The sequence below is a fragment of the Catenovulum sp. SX2 genome, assembly GCF_052056295.1.
In the GTDB taxonomy this organism is placed as follows: Bacteria; Pseudomonadota; Gammaproteobacteria; order Enterobacterales; family Alteromonadaceae; genus Catenovulum.
In genome coordinates this window covers 3,509,068-3,529,534 of sequence record NZ_CP182493.1, presented here as the reverse complement: position 1 = coordinate 3,529,534, position 20,467 = coordinate 3,509,068, and the positions used below count along the sequence as shown (strand labels likewise).

Genomic DNA, 20,467 nt, shown 5'->3' with positions numbered 1-20,467 from the left:
TAGCCGCTTTTAGCTAGTAAACATTATGTTATCGTCAATATTTTAGTCAGTGAGTACGCCATTCTGATAGTCGATAATTGCCTGATTTATCTCATGCTGAGTATTCATAACAAAAGGGCCATACTGCACCACTGGCTCATTCAAAGGTAAACCTGCAATTAACAAAACTCGGCTATTTTCTGCCGCTTGAAATTCAATTGAATCGCCAGCAGAAAAACGCGCAAGTTTGCCTGCAGCCACCCTAACATTCTGTGCTGGATGACTAAACTCAACAACGCCCTCAAACACATACAGCATTAGATTATACTCAGCGGCAAGGTTTAATATATGTTGGCTGTTGGCAACTAAACTGATGTCAGCGATAACAGGTTGAGTCACAGGATGACTGATTGCGCCTATTATCGTCTGATTATTCAGTTTAAATTCTCCGGCTAATGCTTTGACGGATGCGCCCTCAACCTGAGTCGTCGAAAAATGACTCGCCGGAAAATCCGTATATTGTGCCGGGGTTAATTTTTCTTTGGCTGGCAAATTCAACCAAAGTTGAAAACCGTTCAATAATCCCGAGGTTTGTTTAGGCATTTCCGAGTGAATCACGCCTTTGCCAGCGCGCATCCATTGCACGCCACCATCTTCGATTAAACCGACATTACCCAGATGATCTTGATGCTCCATTTTGCCGTTAAGCATGTAAGTTATGGTTTCAAACCCTCGATGCGGGTGCGGCGGAAAACCCGCGATATAGTCGGCAGATTCATCCGAGCCAAATTCATCTAACATTAAAAATGGATCGAAGCGCTCTAGCCCTCGTCCACCAAACACGCGTTTGAGTTTAACCCCAGCGCCATCAGAAGTTGGCCGAGCTGGTATTACTTCAACTATATTTCTCATCTCCGCTCCTAAAATTTTACAAACCAGACAGTTAATTAAACTGTCGCAACAGCTTGTTTAACTTGTTGCTCAGCTTCAACCAAGGCTTTTTCTTTATTGTCTTGCATATTCAAACCTTCAGCATAAATGAACTCTATTTGGGTTAACCCAATAAAGTTTAAAAAGGTTCGAATAAACTGCACTTCGGTATCGCGAGATGTGTCTTTGTGCATACCACCACGAGTTGTCACAACAAACACTGGTTTATCTGCCATTAAACCAACAGGGCCATTTTCTGTATACTTAAAGGTCACACCTGCTCTAGCTAAATGGTCAAACCAAGCTTTAAGCATAGAAGGCACGTTAAAGTTGTACATAGGTGCGGCAATTACAAGATAGTCAGCCTCTTTCACCTCGGCAATTAATTTGTCTGAGAATTGTGTTTTAGCAATTTGCTCATCACTCTTGTCTTGCTCTGGGGTCATCAAAGCCCCTATCCACTCACCATCAACATGCGGAATAGCTTGAGTCGAAAAGTCTCGAGTAATCACTTCAACATGAGTTAACTTTGCAGATAATTGCTCAACTAAATTATCAATAATCTGCGTTGAAGCCCCATTGTTACCAAATAAACTGCTGTTAATACGTAAAATTTTGTTAGCCATAAGTCACCTGCCTTTTAAATGTTTTTCTTAACTAAGACTAATAATACATTCACTTTATTGACCTAAATCGCTAAAATACTGGTTAAATACATCAACTTTTTAAATGTATTAAATGAAACTACCTAAAACGACACTTGAACAATGGGCAACCTTGATTGCTGTGCATGAAGAGCAGAGTTTCGCAGCAGCAGCAGAGCGGTTAAACAAAAGCCAGTCGAGTATTAGCTACAACATAAAACGGTTAAATGATTCTTTACCAGTTGACGCTATCACACTCAAAGGACGTAAAGCAGAATTAACTGAACAAGGTAAAGTTTTGTTGCGAAAAGCCTACTGCCTGTTGGAAACAGCCAATGATATTGAAACCAGCGCACACTATTTATCCGCTGGTTGGGAAGCGGAACTAACTATTGCAGTAGACGCTTTGATTTATGTACCAGAAGTCCTGAATAAACTTGCAAGCTTTTCCAACCAATATCCACAAACTCGTTTGCGAATTTTAGAAACAACATTATCAGCAACTGACGAAGCTTTGTTCGAGAAAAAAGCGCAATTGGCCTATGTAGCACGCATTCCGCAAGGTTTTATGGGCACACCAATTGGTTCGGCGAAAAAACTGATTGTCGCGCATCCAAAACATGCAATATTCGCAAAACAACAAGTGCTAACGGAAAACGAGTTGCGTCAACACCGCCAGATTGTCGTGCGTGACTCCGGCATTAAACGCAATCAAGACGCAGGATGGTTAGGTGCAGAGCAAAGATGGACAGTAAGCTCATTTTCGTCGTTAATTGATGCTGTTAAAAATCAAGTTGGTTTTGCGTCTATCCCAGAAAGGTTTATTCGACAGGAACTAGAGAGTGGTGAATTAAAACAAGTACCACTACAGCTGGATAATAATCAAGTGATCACCCTCTACCTTATTCTGGCAGAAGGTGAGAATGCAGGACCAGCGGCCAAAGCTCTCTACCAGCATTTGAAAGCATTGCCGCTAAGTTAATTTTAAGCAGGCTCAATCAGCCATTCTACTTTAGCAAAGGCTTTGTCATCTTGCGCCAATTTTTGCGCTAGTTGCCTTACCACCGGCTGCATAATTTTATCTAACTGGTATGGTGCATTAATCACTAACATCCCAGAGCCAAACATACCAAACTCTTGTTGCTGTTGCTCAACGGCGAGCTCTATAGATAACAGATTACTGATTGGTAAATTGGCAACTTTCTTTTTCAAATCACGGCTTCTATCTCTTTGTGCGGCTAAAATTGGATACCAAAGCAAAAAGATCCCATGTGGCCATTTTTTGATTGACTGCTGCAATGCTTTCACTGCATCGGCATAATCTTGTTTAACTTCGTAAGCAGGATCTATCAAGACTAAACCCCGCGCTGGCTCTGGTGGCATGCATGCGTTTAATCCTTCAAAACCATCGCGATTGTGAATAGCGACTCGCTCATCTTTGTAAAAATTACCCTTGAGTTTAGAAATTTCATCACTATGTAATTCCATGAAGATACATTTATCTTGCTCACGCAAAAAGTCACAAGCGATTTTGGGCGATCCAGGGTAACAAGCTGGTGTTTGATTGATATATTGACCAACATATTCACAATAGTCGGTTACAATCTGTTCACAACCTGCTGAATTATCCAGCAAACGCTGAATTCCCTGCTCAAACTCAGCAGTTTTGCGTGCTTCAGCGCTAGATAAATCGTATAATCCACGCCCAGAATGGGTGTCGATGTAAACAAAAGGTTTATTCTTTTGCTTGAGTTTTTCAATAACAGCTATCAAGGTAATGTGTTTGATGACATCAGCATGATTGCCTGCATGAAAGCTGTGGCGGTAACTTAACATAAAGATATTTCTAAAATGACGTTTAGGGTAAAAGATAACGTTAATTATTGAATTTTAACAGGAAAATCCTTTAAAAATAGGCCTTTGACAAAAAATGTTTACAAAAAATAAAAAAAGTTAAGAATAAATTGAACTTTTACACTTGATTAACATCTATAAATAATACAAATTAGAAACAATTAAATAACAATTATGAGTTCTCAAGGTGATTTAGTTATGAAGCTTACATCAAACAAAGTATTAGGTAGTCTTGCCTTGATGTTTTTGCTGCCTTTTAATAGTCAAGCGGATGAAAGCGCAACCAATAGTTCATCTGAGTTGTCTGTTGATGACGACACAGTAAAACTTGCGTTAAAAGTAAACCGCAAAATGATCGAACAAGATCTACAAGAGGCTGAACATATATCGGCTATAGACCTGTCAAAGCCTGCGGAATACCAGTCGTATATTGACTATTATTTCCAAGAGTATCTGCCAGTGACCAAAGAAGACGGTCAACCAGTTAATTTAGCAATTAAGTCAACTAATATCGAAGGCGATACTGTCGTATTTAACTTGGAAGCTCCATTAGACAATGCCAATACTTTGAGCATTAACAACCGAGTATTATTCCACTCTAATGATGAACAAGTTAACAAAGTACAAGTACGTGACAATAGTTATACATTTACTAGTGCAGTAGATGAGCCATTAATTGTTTGGCAAAAAGATGAAAAAAGTTTAGAGAATTTACACACATTTTCGTTGCAAGATACCAACAAGGCCTAAGGTTTAGGCCTTATTAATTTGTATCTAGCTGAGGTTAGATAGCGTCAAACAACTCTTCATGTAAATGTTCTACCACTTTAGCAGCGTCATCAGACTGGGTTAAGAAGCAGAAATTATGTGGACTTGCACCTTGGCAAATCATACGTAAATTATAGTTTTCTAACGCGGCAATCAATTTACCACCCACACCTGAATTTGCTTGTAAATGGTTACCGATAACGGCCACTAACGACAAGTTATCTTCTACACTCACCTCACAGAATTCAGCTAACTCATCTAATACTTCCTGTTTAATACCACGCGTAGTTGTATTATTTGGATTATCAATGGTGATAGCAACAGAGATCTCAGATGTTGTGATTAAATCAACGCTGATCTTATGCTGAGCTAAAATACCAAATACTTTAGCCAAAAAGCCGGTCGCAAATAACATTTTAGGGCTTTTAACTGTTAATAAAATTTGGTCACGACGTAACGCGATGGCTCTATATGGTGGTTTATTTTCAGCTTTGTTGCGGATCCAAGTACCACCCGCTTTTGGTTCGCGGCTACTACCAACAAATACACCTGTGCCTTTACGCACAGCAGGAATTAAAGTTGCTGGGTGTAAAATTTTCGCACCAAAGGTCGCCATTTCAGCCGCTTCGTCAAAGCTCAATTCAGGAATTGGGCGCGCTTGTGCAGTTAAACGTGGATCTGTTGTATAAATACCTGTTACGTCAGTCCAAATTTGTAAAGTTTCGGCTTCTAATGCTTCAGCCACTAACGCCGCAGAATAATCACTCCCACCACGGCCTAAAGTGGTTGTATTACCTTGGCTATCCGAACCAATAAAACCTTGAGTTACAAATACTGTGCCTTCTAACTCGGGTGCAATTAACTTCTCAGCTTGCACACGTGTTTGTTCTACATCTGGTTCAGCTTTACCAAAGTTGCTATCGGTTTTTAAGACTTGGCGAATATCAAAGTTAACTGCATGAGCACCACGTTGGCGTAATACTTCAGCAAATAATAAAGAAGACATTTGTTCACCAAACGATTGAATTTGGTCTTTCAAACGCATAGAGCCAACTAGGTTATCCGAATAAGCAACCTCTTTTAATTCTGCCAACAAGTTATCTAAAGCTAAAGTGACCCACTCTGGCTTACCTAATTTATCAACGATTGCGTACTCAGTTGCACGAATTTCCGCCAAAATAGACTCACGCTCTTGCGCGGTAACATCCATATGGGTTAAACGCACTAATTTGTTGGTCACGCCAGATTGCGCAGACACACACACAACACGAATATTTTGATCTTCTAAGATAATATCAGCGCAACGAGACATAGCTTCAAAGTCTGCAACACTGGTTCCGCCGAATTTGGCAACAATTAGGTTTTTCATGATTTTCCCATTTCAATAAACAAAGGGAAAGCAAGGCTGTGGAATGAAGAAAGGCTTCAATTCTAGGCCGAAAGCTCTCCACCGATTCAGGTGACAGTTAGTTGGATTCAACCAAATTAACCGAAAATACTTCCACTAAGACAAGTAGTTTTCTCGGCGTATATCCCCCTGGCTAACATTCAAACAAGGCTTAGTCCTCTAATGTTAGTTACCTGAATAACGCACCTCTTTCGGTCTTGGTAGGAGTAATCACTACTCCTAGGTAAGACGCGCGCGCATTAAATAGTAAATTGCTGTAAAAATCAACACTAGGTTAAAATATTTTTAGCGCAAAACTCAGCTAAATGTTTCTTAATTAGCGGATTTAAACTAAAGTTTTTAAATAGACGTCAGATAACAGACCAATAGAAAAATTAAGTTAGTTAGCATGCAAAAAAACAAATCAACCGAAGAAGAATTATCCTTAGACACAGATTTAGTTCCAGACAACTGGGAAGATTTACCCGATCTTGAAATATTTGATGATGAAGATTTATCTTTCGTAAAACATCAAGACAAAGACCTGCCGCGAGAATCGGATGATGACCTAGTGTTAAACGAGCTGGATGAAATTCTCGACGATGATTTATTAGATGATTTGCACGCAGATACTCAGGATGGCGCTGAAGAATTATCTTTAGACGACACTCAATTAATTAATGATGACCTGCTGATAGATGAAGATGAGTTACTTGAAGAAGATTTAACGGATTCAAACTTAAATGATCAAGCACTTGATGAAACAAGTTCTGAACAAATGGATTTACATGATATAGAGCTAGATGATATCGACTTAGTAGAAGATGACTTTGAGTTGGATGCAGAGCCAGCCAGAGCTAAGGATTCTAGTGCGTCGCCATCAACTCGCACTATGGATAAGCTTGCCCAGCACCAAAGTGAAAAAACCAATCCGGTTTCGGCTATAGCTCAAGAACAAGATGAGCATGTCAATCAGCAACTTATGAACAGCCTAGATTCCCTGGCAGCTCAATTGAATCAATTAACTCAAGTTGTCAGCGACTTATTACAGCAAAAAAGCCACACGGACTCTGAACCAGTTAACGTACAAAAATTATTTTCCACCGGCGTATATTACGCTAAACATGCCGATTATATTCATGCTGCTAAATGGTTTAGACGAGCGGCTATGGCGTCACATGGTAAAGCCATGTTTTATTTAGGCATGATGTTTATTAAAGGTGAAGGCCTGCCAAAATCTATCATACATAGTTATGTATGGATGTCGTTAGCAAACGTATATGGTGTATCAGAAGCAAAAGCCGCTATGATGGATATTCAACATAGGCTGACAGCGCATGAGCTTAACCAAGCACAAAGACTCGCGGCAGAAAAGTATGAAGAAATCGAAAATATTCAAGCTAAATTGGCGTTGAACGTACCTTCGGCTGATTAGCAAAAGCAGCTGGAGTTTAGTTAAAACCTTTTCAGTTTGTTTATTTGAATCTATTAAACAGAGGAAAAACCAACCAACTAACAGAAATAGCGCCAGGAGGTAGTGAGGGTTGAGGTGTTAGCCACTATTCCTGTCAGTTGGTATGCTCAAGTTAAACAATCTGGAAAGAGGGATTTCCGTCAAATAATTGTCTAACTAATGCATTTGGTCGCAAATTGTATTTGCTAAAATGATTAAAGCAATATGCTTGCCAAAAGATCTGACACATTAATTTAATCGGTTTCCAAATTGAACATCCATGTCCAGTCACTTAATAAACAACCAAAATGAGTTGTTATTCTGTTTAACCACCTAATAAAGATAATGCTGATTGTGGTCTTTGATTTGCTTGGCTTAGTACAGTTGTACTTGCTTGCTGTAAAATTTGGTTTTTGGTTAATGATGCTGTTTCTGTTGCAAAATCAGTATCTCGGATACGTGAACGTGCAGCTGAAACATTTTCCGCAACATTGCTTAAGTTACGAATAGTTGACTGAAAGCGATTTTGTAGCGCACCTAAGTCAGCACGAGCAGCGCCAATAGTAGAAATCGCAGTGTCGATTGCAGTTAATGCTGCTGAAGCATCTCTTTCTGTTTGGACCGACAAAGTTCCGATACCTAAGCCAGAAGCACCGAAACCACCTGTGCGTGACATATTAACTGAAATAGACTGGCCACCGTTTGCGCCAACCAAGAATGCCGCTGAATATGCCCCGGTTAATAGCTCAACACCGGCAAATTGTGTAGTTGAACCAATACGGCTGATTTCAGTTTTCAGCGCCGAAACTTCTTTTTGTAGTGCTAAACGGTCAGACGAACTGTTGATACCATTTTGCGCTTGAATAGATAATTGGCGAATACGTTGTAATGCAGTAGTAATTTCTTGCATTGCACCTTCAGCTGTTTGCGTTAACGAAATCGCATCGTTGGCATTACGTACCGCTTGGTTAAGACCCTCAATTTGAGTAGTCATACGGTCGGTAATTTGTAAACCAGCAGCATCGTCTGAAGCGCGGTTGATACGAAAACCTGAAGATAATCTTTCGAAAGCAGTATTTAAACCTAAGTTTGAGTTAAATAACTGACGTTGTGCATTTAATGATGAAACATTTGTATTTACGAACATTGACATTTTGGTCTCTCCTAACTGAGTTTATTAAGTGCCTTATTTTTGTTGTTATCATCCGCTGACACTTAATATATCGGAGAGGCCGCGACAATCTTTATAGACTGGCAGCAAAATAATGAGGGAAAGTTTTGCCGTTTTGCGGCAAAACCTCACAACTTTGATCGGCAAATGGGATATAACCCATTGATTTAACTAGCTCTACAACTACACTGCCCGCCTAAAAAAATTTCCGTTTTTAGAGAAAAAAAAGTGCAAAAAAGTTCTAAAGGCAAAAATAAGAGCCGAGATTTACCACTCCTCGGCCCTTATTGGAGTGAGTACAACTCACCCGTTTGGCCTGAAAAACCCGTCGCACTACCTCCTGGCTATTCCCAAACGGGCGGAAGCAGAGCTTAAGTCAATAATTAACCCAATAGCGATAAAGCCGATTGAGGTCTTTGGTTTGCCTGACTTAAGATAGTAGTACTTGCTTGCTGAATAATCTGGTTACGAGTTAACTCAGCAGTTTCAGTCGCAAAATCTGTATCTTTGATACGAGAACGTGCACCAGAAACATTTTCAACAATGTTACTTAAGTTACGAATGGTAGATTGGAAACGATTTTGCAACGCACCCAAGTCCGCTCGCGCACCACCAATAGTAGAGATTGCCGCATCAATTGAAGTTAAAGCAGCAGAAGCATCTGCAGCCGTTGCTACAGACAAACTACCAATACTTAAACCTGATGCACCATAACCACCACTACGAGATAAATTCACCGAAATGGTTTGACCACCATTTGCACCAACCAAGAAGGCTGCAGAATAGCTACCAGTCAAAAGTTCAACACCGGCAAACTGAGTTGTTTGGCCGATACGGCTGATCTCAGTTTTAAGTGCAGAAACTTCTTTTTGTAGAGCAGTTCGGTCAGCAGAGGTATTAATACCATTTTGTGACTGAACAGCTAACTGGCGAATACGTTGCAATGAAGTGGTAATTTCTTGCATTGCACCTTCAGCAGTTTGAGTTAAAGAAATAGCATCGTTTGCATTACGTACCGCTTGATTCAAACCTTGAATTTGGCTCGACATACGGTCGGTAATTTGCAAACCAGCAGCATCGTCTGACGCACGATTAATGCGGAAACCAGACGACAAACGTTCAAAAGAAACGTTCAGCGCAGAGCCAGAATTAAATAACTGGCGCTGAGCATTTAATGAGGACACATTAGTATTTACGAACATACTCATAGTACTCACTCCTATGCAATTAAATGTTCAACAAATGAAGGCAAATGCCTACAATTTACTTATAAAGGGTAAAATAATAAAACTTTACTCTTCTTCATTTTTTATATCGGCATTTAATAAAGTCTCTTTAGAAATTATTTGAACATTTTTTGATATATTTTTCCAAATTAAATAAAACTAATAAGGGCATTAAATAAATATTTAAATGAACTTTGTTTTATTAATAATTTAATTAGAAAAGATCAACTAAACAGTTGCAAGAATATGATATGAATAGCAAAACAGCTGGGGAATAAACTTCCCCAGCAAGTCGCTACACAAGTTAGGAGAGAGTGCGCGAACTGGTTGACACACATGTGCTTGAACGATGTAAACAAAACATCTACAGCACAAATATGTATTTAAAGCACCCTGTAGCGTTTTACTCTCAAAACAAAGAGCAAAACGCAAATCCACTCGTGAATTACAGATGTATTTGTTTAGCGCGAATAAAGATTCGCATACATTTAGCCATTAAATTAACCCAACAATGACAAGGCAGATTGAGGTCGCTGATTTGCTTGGCTCAACACTGTCGTGCTTGCTTGTTGTAAAATTTGGTTTTTAGTTAACTCTGCCGTTTCGGTAGCAAAGTCTGTGTCTTTGATTCGAGATCGAGCGCCCGATACGTTTTCAATAATGTTGCTTAAGTTTCGAATGGTTGACTGGAAACGATTTTGCAGCGCACCAAGATCAGCCCGTGCAGAGCCAATTGTCGAGATTGCAGCATCGATTGCAGTTAATGCCGCAGATGCGTCATTTTCAGTTTGAACCGACAAGGTACCTACTCCCAATCCTGACGCACCAAAGCCACCTGTTCTCGACAGGTTAACCGAAATGGTTTGCCCACCATTTGCACCGACTAAGAATGCCGCAGAATAAGTACCAGTTAATAGTTCAACACCTGCAAACTGAGTGGTTTGGCCGATTCGACTAATTTCTGTTTTTAATGCAGATACTTCTTTTTGTAGCGCTAATCGGTCAGATGACGTGTTGATACCATTTTGCGATTGCACCGCCAATTGGCGAATACGTTGCAACGAGGTAGTGATTTCTTGCATTGCACCTTCAGCTGTTTGTGTCAGTGAAATTGCATCATTCGCGTTTCGCACAGCTTGCTGTAAACCTTGCACCTGAGTGGTCATTCGGTCGGTAATTTGTAAACCGGCAGCATCGTCTGATGCACGGTTAATACGAAAACCGGATGACAAGCGTTCAAACGCAACATTCAGCGAATTGCCCGAGTTAAACAATTGACGTTGGGCATTCAACGACGAAATATTTGTATTTACAAACATAGACATAATTACTCTCTCCTACGATAGATAGTTTTTGTACCTTGTTGTTTTAACAACAACCAGAAGCACAAATTGCCAATCAATTTGTTTATTCTAGTTTTTGTATTTGCCTTCCTTTGACACTTTATATATCGGTGAGAAAAACTGACTCTTTAGAGAAAATATTAAAATTTATGCTTATAAATTAATGAATTAGACTCTAAAGTTTTATTAAGTTCTGCCGAGTCGGACGATAAGATAAAACTTTAACTAAAATTTAAACGCAGAAATGCAAAAACCCGCCGAAGCGGGTTTAACTAACAAAAAATTTCTAAAGAAAAATTACAAGAAGTTAAATAACGACAAGCCGGTTATGCGGCCAAAAGTGGTATTAGATACCTGATAGGCAGTTTCTTGTTTTTGTAATTCAGTGACAGCCTCAGCAAAGTCAGCTTCCGACACTTTTGCTTTAGCCTCTTTGACATTTATTTCCAAATCTTGGTTAGACATATCAACACTATCAATTACATTGATACGGCCACCAATTTCAGAGCGAGCAAAACCTATATTTTCTTGCGACTGATTTATTGAAAACAAGGTTTTTTGAATAATGTCATTGAGCCCATCGCCACCAGTTTCGTCACTCTGTAATCTAGATATCAATTCATCTAAAGAATTGAGGATATTACTTTTGGCCGGATCATTTAAGGTAAAATCAATTTGTTGACCCGCTGTAGGTGTGCCATTGACATTAAACTCAAGCCCTTTAAATTTGACTGGCTCACCAGCGGTAAAATTGCCTGAATCTAACACAGTGCCGCCACTATCTTGTACCTGATAAGTGCCTGTACCAAACACCACACTATAGTCGTTAGAACCAGCCGGACTCGGTGGAATTTTTAGATAGTTTTGTTTGTGGAAGTTGTCAAAACTATCACCATTGTCGAGTCGGTAGCTAGCGCTAGCAGTTGATGTACCTGCGATTGTTACACCATTGCGGGCAGCTGTGTCTTCAAAAATCGAAAAGCCAGATCCAGGAATACCAGATTCAACTTTGAGTGTTTCAGAAATTTGTACTTTCTTGACGTTTTCATCACCTTGATACACATAATTGCCACTGCTGTCTTGGACAAAAGGCGTTTGTGAAGATTTTGCTCCAGCAAAAATATAATCACCTTGTGAATTTTTCGAATTCATCAAGTCGGCGATTTCACCTTTAATTAATTCAAGCTCAACCGCCAATGCGCGTCTGTCGGTATAATCATGCGCGCCGTTACCGGATTGGATTGCTAAAGTATGCGCACGTGTTAACGCAGTATTAATTCCTGTCAACGCGGTTTCTTGGGTACTTAATTGATTTTTTAGATGAATGGTATTTTTACCAAACTGCTCCAGCCGCGCTAAATCTTCATCAAAACGAACAACTTTAGTAGCACCAGTTGGATCGTCAGACGGCTTTAAAATATTCGTCTGTTTAGTTAATACATCGTTTGCGCGTACAAGTTTTTTTTGCGTTTCCAAAATACCTTGTAAACTGCGATCATAAATAAGATTAGTGGTTAATCGCATACATTACCTCACTGCTTGTAGCAAAGAGTCAAACAAAGTGTTTGATACTGTAATGATTCTAGCAGCTGCGTTATACGCTTGCTCGTATCGAACCAAATCAGCGGCTTCTTCATCCAAATTCACACCAGACATATCCGCCACCCGCTGCTCTGACTGTTCAAGCATAGTTGTACTGGCCGTTAAATCGATTTGCGCTCGATTGGCAGTATCACCAACAAAACCAATTAAATTGGAATATGCTTCGGTAAAAGTCAGGGTATTATTGCCTGTCCCAGCAATATTACGGCGCATGGTATCGTCTGATTGTAAATCAGTTAATTTCTGGCCGTTAAAATTATCGTCCAGCGCATCTGAATTAAAACTAATATTAAATTCATCACCCGCTTGCGGCTGGCCTGAAACACTAATTTCATAGCCTGGGTAATCATCACCATGCGTTGCTGTTGGCCAAGTACCTGCTGCTTGCAACTGCGCCATAATATTGTCGCCAGAAGCAACCGTACCAATAACAGCACCCGTGCTGTCTTGAACTTCGTATTCACCCGTTAAGGTATAAACCACTTTCGCTGGCGCATCTGCATCTAACGCATTAGCTGCGTCAAAAGCACTCATATTCAGTGTCGAGTTATCCGTATCAGTAGAGGTTATATCTTGCAACTTTATTGTGCCGTTGCCGATATTAGTGATCGGGTTTTCAACTTTAATTGGTGATGCTAATGCCAGCTGTTCAGGGCGATTTAAATTCATTTCAATTTGCACACCAGCCAAGCGGGTTGGACGAGCTAAAAAGCTATCGCCTGCAACAAAAGCTGTGTCTGGTGAAAATCTTAATTCTAAACCATCAGGTAATCCATCTGCGCTGCCTTGATAATCGGCCGTACTCGCAGGAATAGTGAATGGGCCACTTTGTGAACCTATTGTTTCACCTTGTTTATATGCTTGAATTGTGTATTCAGTCGCAGAAGTAAAGGTGATTTGATAATCAAAGTTGGTGACTTCATCACCCAAACCTTCTTCGATTCGAACCTCAACATAATGATTCGCACTACTGTTGTCATCGTAACCCAAAGCTTGCGTACTAGGTATAGTGAAAATATCACTCCCTAATTGACCGTCTAAATCAACACCTTTTTTGTTTTGCTGATTCATCGCATCAGAAAAAGCAATCGCCAATTGACCAAGCGAATTAATCGCTTCATCTAAAACTGTTGTTCTGTAATCGACCAAACCACCAATTGAGCCACCCAAGTTATCTGTACGGAAATCTTTGACCGCATTTGGGTTATTATTTATGTAGGTTTGAATTTCAGTACGATTTGGGTCTGGATCGCCAGATACAGCTTTAAATTGAAAATAGTTTGCATTAGTTACCAGCGATTGACCACCTTGGGTATTAACATAAATCGCGCCTGTATCTGCTTCTAAAGTTTGAATATTTACTTTTTCGGCAAGGCGGCGAATAACTTCGTTGCGTTCATCTAGTAACTCAGGTGCAGACTGGCCATTTACTGACGATTGTTTTGAGGCGACTATTTTTTCATTGAGTTGATATAAACCTTGAATCAGTGAATTGGTTTCGCTGAGCTCAAGTTTAATTTCATCATTAACAATTTCTTCTTGCTCTAATACCCTGTCAGTCAAACTTTGCATGCGGCTTACTAACGCGTTGGAATCAGAGATCACCAATTGGCGAGGGGTTAATGAAGTAGGCTCGTCGTTCGCTTCGTGCAAACGCTGAAACACACCTTCAAGGCCTTTAGCAATACTAACAGTTTGATCTGAGAAAAGGTTATCCAGCACACTGGTATTTTCAGAATAGGTTTCCAAACGTGCGTTTTCTGTGGTGTCACGGCGATATTGGTCAATTGCATAACGGTCAAACATGCGGATAACTTGTGGGCGACCAAGGCCCCACTCTACATAATTAGCATATTCAGTACGCTGACGGGTATACCCCGGCGTATTCATATTCGCAATATTGTTACTGGTTGTTGCTAGTTGGTTTTGATTACCCAACAAAGCGGAAGAACCAATTTTTAACAAGTCCGTCATTTAATTAAACCTTAAACCGAGCACAAGCAAAACTTTCGCTATGTTCTTTATCGGCAGCTATTCTTAAAACTTTAGCATATCTCTTGCTGAATCGAACACAGAATCTTTTAATACAGACATAATTTTGTCAGCATAGTTAGGATCTGTCGCATAACCTGCTTTTTGTAATTCAGAAAAGTAGCTTTTGGCGCTATCGCTAGATTCCACCGCTTGTTGATATCTAGGGCTATTTAAGATGAAGTCGGCGTAATCTTGCATGGATTCAGCAATATTTGAATAAGCTCGAAAATGCGCTTTTTCTTGTTGAGCAACACCATTGCGATATTCCAAAGTATTGACTGTGGTTTTGTCACCACTCCAACGACCATCAGCTTTAATACCAAAGAAGTTTAATGCATTGCTGCCGTCAAGTTTTTGCATCATTTTCTGACCCCAACCAGTTTCTAACGCTGCTTGACCTATCATGGCAATTGGCGAAATACCCAGTTTGCTTGCCGCCATAGTGGCATACGGCATTAACTTGTCGACAAAATCCTGTTTATTGGCAAACTCTATCTTCTCTTCGTTGCTTGTTTTGTTGGTATTTTGTGCTTGCAAGGGTTGCTGAGTTTGATTGGAATTTTGATTGTTCTCAGCCATTAAATTGAACTGAGCTTTTGCTTGGGCTTGTGCTCTCGCTAATTGGCCATCGTTTCTAAGCGCGGATGCTGGCATGGTATTGTTACTACCTGGAGATAGTTGCTCAACGATTAAATCGGCTAAACCCAAAGCGCCACTCGAGGATAAATCAACCGCCATTTGATCATCCATCATGCCACGGAAAAACTTAGTTTCTTGGCTGTTAAACGGGCTATCTTTGTCTTCTAGTACTTCTTCTGCTTGACGCATGCTTTGCAACATCATTTTCATAAAGATAGATTCAAAATGTTCAGCAGCTTTACGTAAAGCTTTTTGATCGTTCGGATTACTTTGTGCCGCTTCGCGCAGGCCATTTAACCCAGAAAAATCTTGAACAAATTGTGCTTGATCTAACTTATCCATGATGTCACCTACTAGATAACCACTAACTCGCCTTGCAACGCACCCGACTCTTTTAACGCTTCTAATATCGCCATTAAGTCACCTGGTGCTGCGCCAATTTCGTTTAACGCTCTAACTAATTCGTCTAGGCTAGTACCTGCATCCAATACAAACATACGTGTATCGTCTTGCGCAACATCAATTAAAGTTTGTTTGGTTGTCACTGTTTCACCATCAGCAAACGCATTTGGCTGGCTCACTTGCTGATTAGCGGCAATAGTAACTGTGAGTCCACCATGTGTTACAGCCGTTGGAGCTAGACGTACATCTTTGCCTATGACAATTGTGCCAGTACGTGAGTTTACAATCACTTTGGCAGGTGCATCTGCCGGGGTAAATTCTAAATTTTCTAACGTCGCAATGTAAGAAACACGTTGGCCGATATCACGCGGTGCAATTACTTGCACTGAGGTTGCATCTAACGCTGTCGCCGAATTAGGCCCGACTAATTGATTAATCACATCAGCCATACGTTTTGCTGTGGTAAAGTCTGATTGATGTAAGTTAAAGGTAAGTGTATCTCCATGACCTAAAGCAGTCGGAACTTCTCGTTCAACTAATGCACCATTTGGTATACGGCCAACCGTTGGGGTATTAACCAACACCTGTGAACCATCTTGCCCTTGAATACCAAAACCACCAACAATTAAACTGCCTTGGGCAATTGCATAAATTTTACCGTCAGCACCTTTTAACATGGTTTGTAATAAAGTACCGCCGTTTAAACTACCTGCACTACCAATAGAAGAGACTGTGATGTCAATTTGTTGACCTGGTTTGGTAAAAGGCGGCAAAGTGGCTGACACAGCAACTGCGGCTACGTTTTTGATTTTTGGTTTGGTCGACGCAGGTAAACTAATACCAAAGTTATTTAACATGGTTCGAAAACTTTGTTCAGTAAACGGGCTCTGTTCACCTGTTCCCGGCAAACCCACTACTAAGCCATAACCAACCAACTGGTTGTCGCGAATACCTTGAATGCTTGCTAGATCTTTAATGCGTTGCGCTTGAGTAAAACCGCTAACAAGCAACAAACTAATAAATAAAATAAGTTTTTTCATCATCTACTCCTTAAAACGGCCACCAAGTGGAATAGAAGAATTTAGATAACCAACCTTGTTGATTCGATTCAGCAAATGAACCTGTACCACTGTACTGAATGCGCGCATTGGCAACTCGAGTACTGGACACTGTGTTATCACTGCTAATATCGGCTGGGCGCACTATGCCGGTTACACGAATATATTCGTCACCTGTATTTAAAGTTAACCACTTTTCACCACGTACAACTAAATTACCATTGGGTAAAATGCGTGTTACGTGCACAGAAATTTGCCCAGTTAAACTGTTGCTCTGGTCAGCTTTAGAGTCGCCTTTAAATTCACTTTCACTGCTTAAACTTAAATCAAGTGGATTGCCACCAATTGTTGCCACTCGGCCAAGTGCTGAAAATGGCTGTAGTGACACGTCATTTTCTTTCCCATATTCAGCTTTAGCTTGTTTAGACGCTGATGTATTTTCTTTCAATACCACAGTAATGATATCGCCTAACCTTCTTGCTTTGCTGTCTGAGTAAATATTATTTGGGCTAATATCTGAATACAGTGAGCCTGTCGGCACAATAGCAACAGCTTCTGGAATTGGTTCAATCGGTGCAAATTCAGGATCATCAGGAATAGCAGCTGATTCTTTGGTGGTTGCACAGCTTGCTAAACACAAAAGCATTAAGCCCGTTGCCGTTGATTTATACATTAAACTTTTCATCAGCCACCTCCAAATCACACTAAGTTTATAGCTGCTGTACCGCTTGACCCAACATTTGGTCAACCGACGAAATTACTTTAGAGTTCATTTCAAATGCACGCTGACTTTCAATCAGATTAACCAACTCTTCGGTGACGTTTACATTAGAGGTTTCAAGCGCACCTTGAATGGTAAAACCTAAACCATCAACTCCAGGGTTACCCTGCACTGGCGCACCACTTACCGCGGTTTCTGTATACAAATTTTGCCCGATAGGTTGTAAACCAGACGGATTAATAAAATCCGTTAAAGTTAACTGACCAACTACTACGTTATCAGCTTGCCCAGGTAAAGTAACACTCACTTCACCATCTTGAGACACAGTGATAGATTGTGCATCAGGTGGAACTGTGATATTTGGCTGAATTAAAAAACCAGCACCAGAAGTAACCATTTGCCCATCTGCATCTAAGGTAAATTGACCATTACGCGTATAGGCTATGGTGCCATCAGGCTGAAGGACTTCAAAAAAGCCTTTACCTTGCACCATGACATCCAATGCATTGTCGGTCGTTAAAGTATTACCTTGCGAAAAGTTCTTTTGGGTTGCGACTACTTTAGAGCCAGCGCCTAACATTAAACCATTTGGTAACTCAGTATCTTGTGATGAGCGACCGCCTGGTTGGTTAATATTTTGATAGAGTAAGTCTTCAAAAATAGCACGGCTCTTTTTAAAACCAATGGTGCTCGCATTAGCCAAATTGTTCGAGATAACCGAAATATCGGTTTGCTGCGCATCAAGCCCAGTTTTACTGATCCAGAGTGCTGAATGCATATTTCACCTCCTGAGTAATTAAACTCAATTAAAAAACTCTCATTAACATGTCAGATTGTTGGTCGATTTTTTCTGCTTGTTTCATCATTTTGTTTTGCATCTCAAACTGACGCTGCAATGAAACCATATCAACCATAGCGGTTACCGCATTGACGTTGCTCGACTCCAATGCACCTTTGATAATGCGTACATCAGGTGATGCTTCACAGAATCCACATTGGGCAAAAGCGTCTAACTCTTTTGGTCTAAATAAACCATCGTTGCCTTTGTCGAGTTCAAAATCATTGTCAGGTTTTATCAATTTAATCCGGTCAACTTCTTCTAAAAAATTGGCCGGTGCACCTTGAGGACGAACAACAATTGCGCCATCTAAACCAATTTCAATTTTGTCGACTGGAATAGGCAATAAAATAGGTCCACCTTCACCAATAACCGGCTGACCTGTAGATGTTGTTAACAAACCTTCAGGGGTTATTTGTAAATTACCTGAACGTGTATATGCTTCTTGGCCATTTTTATCTTCAACCGCCATCCAACCATCACCTTGAATGGCTATGTCTAGATCACGACCTGTGGTTATCATGGTGCCACCCGACATATTTTGCGAAGGACGTTCAGCCATTGAAAATACGCGTGTTGGTAGCCCTTCGCCAAAAGCTTGCATACTGCGCGCTTGCACAAGATCAGCTTTAAAACCAACCGTTTTTACATTCGCTAAGTTATTGGCTTGGACAGATACCGCCATCAGATTTTGTTTGGCGCCACTCATGGCCACCCACAACATTTTATCCATGTTAACCGCCGTTCTGACAATAGTTTGACATAGGGTTAATTTTGCAAGGTTAGTGCCAACTAGATAAATAAAATAAATTTATTTTTATAAAGAAAGTCAGAAACTTACGACTTTGATAAATAGAAAAACGAGCAGCCATTTTTTTGACTGCCCGTTTGAAGAAGAGGTAAAAATTAAATTAACGAATTTGCAGTATATTTTGTTGTAACTGCGAGTTAACGTCTAATGCTCTAGAGTTAGCTTGGAATGATTTTTGTGAAGTAATTAAATCCACTAGCTCTTGAGTAATATCAACGTTAGATTGCTCTAATGCAGACGAAACTATAGTACCAAAAGTACCTGTATTTGCTTCACCCGCTAACGGCTGACCAGAATTAATAGTTTCTTTCCAACTAACATTACCAATTTGTTGTAAACCTTGGTCGTTAGCAAATCGAACCAAAGCCACACGGCCTAAATAATCAACTGTACCATTAGAATAGTTCGCCGAAACTAAACCATCATCAGCAATTGTTACACCAGTCAAACGACCGACTGTCGCGCCATCTTGTTCAAGTGATGTTACTTCAAATGCGGATGCAAACTGTGTTGGTTCAGTGAAATCTAAAATAATACTTTGGGTTGCATCAGCACCATTGGTTAACACTTGAGCTTCCGCTGGCGCAACACCATCATCAGTACCTAATGGTTGGCTGCGAACAAATGGCTCTGAATCTGTACCTGGGATATATCCGTTAACAGATTGAATTTCACCTTGGCTATTAAATACCAAAGGAACACCAATAAAATCACCATCACCCGCCGCATAACCTGTAGGTGCCGCAGTAATATGGCCACCGCGGGTAATACCATTACCGGTTAAGTTGCCCGTATTGGCAGCATCACTGGCACCAATATCTACAGTGCCATTAACAGCATTACCACCACCTAAGTCGACTGGAATCGGATTACCGTTGGCATCTGCATCCATAGACATAAATACATACCAACGGTTAACTGGTGGTGACGAGCCTGCTGCTGCTGCATCTTTAACAAAATAGGTTGTTTGAATATGACTTTCACCTAATGAGTCAAACACAGTCACAGACGAAGATGCATGATAAGTGGTATTATCATTTGGATTAAACAAGGCTGGATCTAACGGTGTTGAGGTTGAATCAACGTTAAAAGTCATTTCAACTTCACTGGTAGCAACCGGTACACCAGCAGAATCTGGAATACGTAATGTTTCAGTCGTAGATAAGGATACACCTTGTGATGTCCCATCTTCGTTTACTGGGTAAACTTGTAAATAATGACCTTGATTTGAAACCACAAAGTTATCATCATTGAGTTTAAAGTTACCAGCACGAGTAAACGACATATCACGCGATGCTAAATCAGGTGTCATGGCAAAAAAACCATTACCGGTAATCGCCAAATCAAGCGAGTTGTTGGTAAATTTTAAGCTACCTTGGCCAAACTGCTGGGCAACAACCGAGGTTAAACCACCGTCACCCACCTTAGTTTTGCCTGCACCAAATACAGATGTTGCAAACACATCTCCAAACTCCGCACGGCTTTCTTTAAAACCTGTGGTGTTGGCGTTGGCAATATTATTTGCCGTTGTATTTAAATCTTTCTGTGATACCGAAATACCACTTAACGCTACGTTAAAAGACATACCTTATTACCTCTTCGTTTTT

The 20,467-nt window shown here is 40.3% G+C and carries 18 protein-coding genes and 1 riboswitch; of the genes, 3 read left to right on the top strand and 15 right to left on the bottom strand.

The annotated features are described in order from the left end of the window. Positions 1–42: 42 nt before the first annotated feature. Entirely contained in the window at positions 43–891 is an 849-nt protein-coding gene (locus ACMZOO_RS14820) for a pirin family protein (protein ID WP_440904105.1), read from the bottom strand. 35 nt (positions 892–926) lie between these two features. Continuing rightward, the gene (locus ACMZOO_RS14815; RefSeq protein WP_440904104.1) at positions 927–1,535 is read right to left on the bottom strand and encodes an FMN-dependent NADH-azoreductase; all 609 of its coding nucleotides are present in this window, start codon (positions 1,533–1,535) and stop codon (positions 927–929) included. A gap of 112 nt (positions 1,536–1,647) precedes the next feature. Between ACMZOO_RS14815 and ACMZOO_RS14810 the strand changes: the two genes are divergently transcribed. Further along, positions 1,648–2,535 (top strand): LysR family transcriptional regulator, encoded by an 888-nt coding sequence (locus ACMZOO_RS14810; RefSeq protein WP_440904103.1) that lies wholly within the window; start codon positions 1,648–1,650, stop codon positions 2,533–2,535. 2 nt (positions 2,536–2,537) lie between these two features. On the opposite strand, the gene ACMZOO_RS14805 is transcribed toward ACMZOO_RS14810, so the two are convergent. Continuing rightward, positions 2,538–3,389, bottom strand: coding sequence for a 23S rRNA (adenine(2030)-N(6))-methyltransferase RlmJ (locus ACMZOO_RS14805; RefSeq protein WP_440904102.1), 852 nt, complete (start codon positions 3,387–3,389; stop codon positions 2,538–2,540). A 216-nt stretch (positions 3,390–3,605) separates the two neighbouring features. Here ACMZOO_RS14805 and ACMZOO_RS14800 point away from each other — a divergent pair, with 216 nt between their 5' ends. Next, complete coding sequence (locus tag ACMZOO_RS14800) at positions 3,606–4,157, top strand: DUF6702 family protein (protein ID WP_016955590.1); 552 nt, start codon at positions 3,606–3,608, stop codon at positions 4,155–4,157. Positions 4,158–4,191: 34 nt separating this feature from the next. Here the strand turns inward: ACMZOO_RS14800 and lysC are convergent, their stop codons facing one another. Then, complete coding sequence (gene lysC / locus ACMZOO_RS14795) at positions 4,192–5,544, bottom strand: lysine-sensitive aspartokinase 3 (protein ID WP_440904101.1); 1,353 nt, start codon at positions 5,542–5,544, stop codon at positions 4,192–4,194. A 63-nt stretch (positions 5,545–5,607) separates the two neighbouring features. Then, a riboswitch (Lysine riboswitch) is annotated at positions 5,608–5,782 on the bottom strand. 189 nt (positions 5,783–5,971) lie between these two features. Here lysC and ACMZOO_RS14790 point away from each other — a divergent pair. Further along, positions 5,972–6,997, top strand: coding sequence for a hypothetical protein (locus ACMZOO_RS14790; RefSeq protein WP_440904100.1), 1,026 nt, complete (start codon positions 5,972–5,974; stop codon positions 6,995–6,997). A 343-nt stretch (positions 6,998–7,340) separates the two neighbouring features. Here the strand turns inward: ACMZOO_RS14790 and ACMZOO_RS14785 are convergent, their stop codons facing one another. From ACMZOO_RS14785 to flgE, 11 genes are all read right to left on the bottom strand, one after another. Further along, positions 7,341–8,168, bottom strand: a complete 828-nt coding sequence (locus tag ACMZOO_RS14785; RefSeq protein WP_440904099.1) for a flagellin N-terminal helical domain-containing protein — start codon at positions 8,166–8,168, stop codon at positions 7,341–7,343. A 401-nt stretch (positions 8,169–8,569) separates the two neighbouring features. After that, positions 8,570–9,394, bottom strand: a complete 825-nt coding sequence (locus tag ACMZOO_RS14780) for a flagellin N-terminal helical domain-containing protein (protein ID WP_440904098.1) — start codon at positions 9,392–9,394, stop codon at positions 8,570–8,572. A 518-nt stretch (positions 9,395–9,912) separates the two neighbouring features. Next, complete coding sequence (locus tag ACMZOO_RS14775) at positions 9,913–10,737, bottom strand: flagellin N-terminal helical domain-containing protein (RefSeq protein WP_440904097.1); 825 nt, start codon at positions 10,735–10,737, stop codon at positions 9,913–9,915. A gap of 315 nt (positions 10,738–11,052) precedes the next feature. Then, a complete protein-coding gene (gene flgL / locus ACMZOO_RS14770; protein ID WP_440904096.1) occupies positions 11,053–12,279 on the bottom strand; it encodes a flagellar hook-associated protein FlgL in 1,227 nt (408 codons plus the stop codon). Between the two features lie 3 nt (positions 12,280–12,282). Next, the gene (gene flgK / locus ACMZOO_RS14765; RefSeq protein WP_440904095.1) at positions 12,283–14,331 is read right to left on the bottom strand and encodes a flagellar hook-associated protein FlgK; all 2,049 of its coding nucleotides are present in this window, start codon (positions 14,329–14,331) and stop codon (positions 12,283–12,285) included. 63 nt (positions 14,332–14,394) lie between these two features. Continuing rightward, positions 14,395–15,372, bottom strand: coding sequence for a flagellar assembly peptidoglycan hydrolase FlgJ (gene flgJ, locus ACMZOO_RS14760; protein WP_440904094.1), 978 nt, complete (start codon positions 15,370–15,372; stop codon positions 14,395–14,397). 11 nt (positions 15,373–15,383) lie between these two features. Beyond that, positions 15,384–16,475, bottom strand: coding sequence for a flagellar basal body P-ring protein FlgI (locus tag ACMZOO_RS14755; RefSeq protein ID WP_440904093.1), 1,092 nt, complete (start codon positions 16,473–16,475; stop codon positions 15,384–15,386). 7 nt (positions 16,476–16,482) lie between these two features. Beyond that, entirely contained in the window at positions 16,483–17,175 is a 693-nt protein-coding gene (gene flgH / locus ACMZOO_RS14750; protein ID WP_016955579.1) for a flagellar basal body L-ring protein FlgH, read from the bottom strand. Positions 17,176–17,200: 25 nt separating this feature from the next. Further along, on the bottom strand, positions 17,201–17,989 hold the full coding sequence (gene flgG, locus ACMZOO_RS14745; RefSeq protein ID WP_016955578.1) for a flagellar basal-body rod protein FlgG: 789 nt from the start codon (positions 17,987–17,989) through the stop codon (positions 17,201–17,203). Positions 17,990–18,017: 28 nt separating this feature from the next. After that, positions 18,018–18,782 carry a flagellar basal body rod protein FlgF gene (locus tag ACMZOO_RS14740; RefSeq protein ID WP_440904092.1) on the bottom strand — a complete coding sequence of 255 codons (765 nt, stop codon included), beginning with the start codon at positions 18,780–18,782 and terminating at the stop codon, positions 18,018–18,020. Between the two features lie 178 nt (positions 18,783–18,960). Continuing rightward, complete coding sequence (gene flgE, locus ACMZOO_RS14735; RefSeq protein WP_440904091.1) at positions 18,961–20,445, bottom strand: flagellar hook protein FlgE; 1,485 nt, start codon at positions 20,443–20,445, stop codon at positions 18,961–18,963. Between the last annotated feature and the right edge of the window lie 22 nt (positions 20,446–20,467).